Below are 1478 nucleotides of genomic sequence, written 5' to 3' on the forward strand. Positions count from 1 at the left end.
CTTCCTGCCTTGCTGGGCGAGCGTGCGGTCAGGGTGACGATGTCTAGCCGTTGAGGTGTGCCAGCTGGAATCCAGCGCGTGTTTTGCGCAGTGATGATGACCAAGGGTGATGGGAAGTGTTTGGCTGTGGGTGTGTAGGCCTCCCGCACCTTTATGGTTGGATTGGCCAGGATGTCTTTGATCTGCGTGAACTCGGCGCGCGTCGGTTCGCCATCAACGATCAACACTTTTGGACGGAGGGGGACTACATCGCGCAATTGCTCACTGAAATCGGCGCCGGCTTGCAGCTCAAGGTATGTGCCATGGTTTTTGGCGATGGCGTGTGCGAGCCTTGTCTTGCCGACCCCGGCAGGGCCGACGAGTACGAGGGCAGTGCCGCGCTGCAGTTTGGTATCGGCGCGGTTCATTCGGACGCTCCAACAACGTTGTCACGGGAGCGGTGCACGCGGTCGATGTCAACCCCATCGGTGCGTGCGGGGGGCGCTGTCAGCTCGGTACTGGTGGCAGCAGGATCGGGCAGGCCGAAATCCTTGCGGGTGCGGCGAATCATGTCCAGCGCTGCGGATTGGGCGCGGCTGCAGGGGTTGCCGACAGCGGGCTGGAAGTCGCTGCGGATGGATATGCCGCCGTTGGGGGTGTCGGCGATGATGACGGTGACGGATGGCATTACGCGGTTTCCTCGGTTGGGTGGGTGTGGATATGGGTGGTGTTGGCCGCGACCAGGCGCAGGCCTACGAGAGGGGCCTGCACGGTGACGCGCATGCCCTTTTTGAGGCGGTGAGCAGCGGCCTCTGCCTCTTTGTGGTGGCCTACGGGGAAGGGTTGCTCCACCCGCATGTGGGTGTGGTAGGCGTTGTCCAGCTCGATGTCCAGGCACAGCACTGGCACGGTGTGGCCATCGCTGTCCAGCAGCTTGCTGCGGGCCTCGGCCGCGCGCAGTAGGGTGCCGGTGTGCTCGGCGGCGTCTTGCTCGGGCGATGGGAAGAGTGCAGACGTTTGCACATCCGCAGCGTGGGCGCGGCGCGTCATACGGCCCACCACCCGACTGCACGGCCGGCGAGGAAGCCGACTGTGAAGAAGACGCACAGGAGCACGAGCAGCACCGCCAGGCCGGTCCAGAAGTATTCCCAGGGGGTGCATTGCACCTCGTTGGGAGACCAGGGGTTGGGGTCGTCTGCGCACAGCAGGCAACGCACCTTGCAGTGCTGGCAGGTGCCTAGCTCCATGCAGGTGGCAGCACGCTTGGGCGTGGGGAGCTTGTGGCCCATGTCAGCGCCCCCAGATCAGGCCTGCCAGGCACACTGCAGCAATAGTCCAGGCCGTGCGCTGGATGGTGCGGTGCAGCCATGTACTGGCGGGTGGTGGAACTTGGTTGCCCAGGCGGTCGAAGGCATGGCGGTAGGTCATGGCTGCAACATCCATTCAAATTCAACATCGCCACCAAGCGGGCGCAGGCCTTCGGCTGCTGCGTCACTGGC

Annotated in this window: 5 protein-coding genes; all 5 read right to left on the bottom strand. The window is 64.1% G+C overall.

The window, feature by feature from the left end:
• A partial coding sequence (locus AC07OO_RS25470; RefSeq protein WP_495084978.1) for an AAA family ATPase occupies positions 1 to 407 on the bottom strand: 407 nt, incomplete at its 3' end.
• Positions 404 to 667, bottom strand: a complete 264-nt coding sequence (locus tag AC07OO_RS25475; protein WP_495084979.1) for a hypothetical protein — start codon at positions 665 to 667, stop codon at positions 404 to 406. The genes AC07OO_RS25475 and AC07OO_RS25470, both read right to left, overlap by 4 nt.
• The gene (locus AC07OO_RS25480; RefSeq protein ID WP_495084980.1) at positions 667 to 1029 is read right to left on the bottom strand and encodes a hypothetical protein; all 363 of its coding nucleotides are present in this window, start codon (positions 1027 to 1029) and stop codon (positions 667 to 669) included. Before AC07OO_RS25480 ends, AC07OO_RS25475 begins: the two co-directional genes overlap by 1 nt.
• Entirely contained in the window at positions 1026 to 1268 is a 243-nt protein-coding gene (locus tag AC07OO_RS25485; protein WP_495084981.1) for a hypothetical protein, read from the bottom strand. Before AC07OO_RS25485 ends, AC07OO_RS25480 begins: the two co-directional genes overlap by 4 nt.
• 1 nt (position 1269) lies before the next feature.
• Positions 1270 to 1407 carry a hypothetical protein gene (locus AC07OO_RS25490; RefSeq protein ID WP_495084982.1) on the bottom strand — a complete coding sequence of 46 codons (138 nt, stop codon included), beginning with the start codon at positions 1405 to 1407 and terminating at the stop codon, positions 1270 to 1272.
• Positions 1408 to 1478 lie beyond the last annotated feature (71 nt).

Source organism: Rhodoferax sp. GW821-FHT07G04 (assembly GCF_059418585.1).

Bases quoted from the DNA above. Each gene is read 5' to 3' on its own strand.
- AC07OO_RS25485 (WP_495084981.1), bottom strand. From the start codon at position 1,268: ATGGGCCACAAGCTCCCCACGCCCAAGCGTGCTGCCACCTGCATGGAG.
- AC07OO_RS25475 (WP_495084979.1), bottom strand. From the start codon at position 667: ATGCCATCCGTCACCGTCATCATCGCCGACACCCCCAACGGCGGCATA.
- AC07OO_RS25480 (WP_495084980.1), bottom strand. From the start codon at position 1,029: ATGACGCGCCGCGCCCACGCTGCGGATGTGCAAACGTCTGCACTCTTC.
- AC07OO_RS25490 (WP_495084982.1), bottom strand. From the start codon at position 1,407: ATGACCTACCGCCATGCCTTCGACCGCCTGGGCAACCAAGTTCCACCA.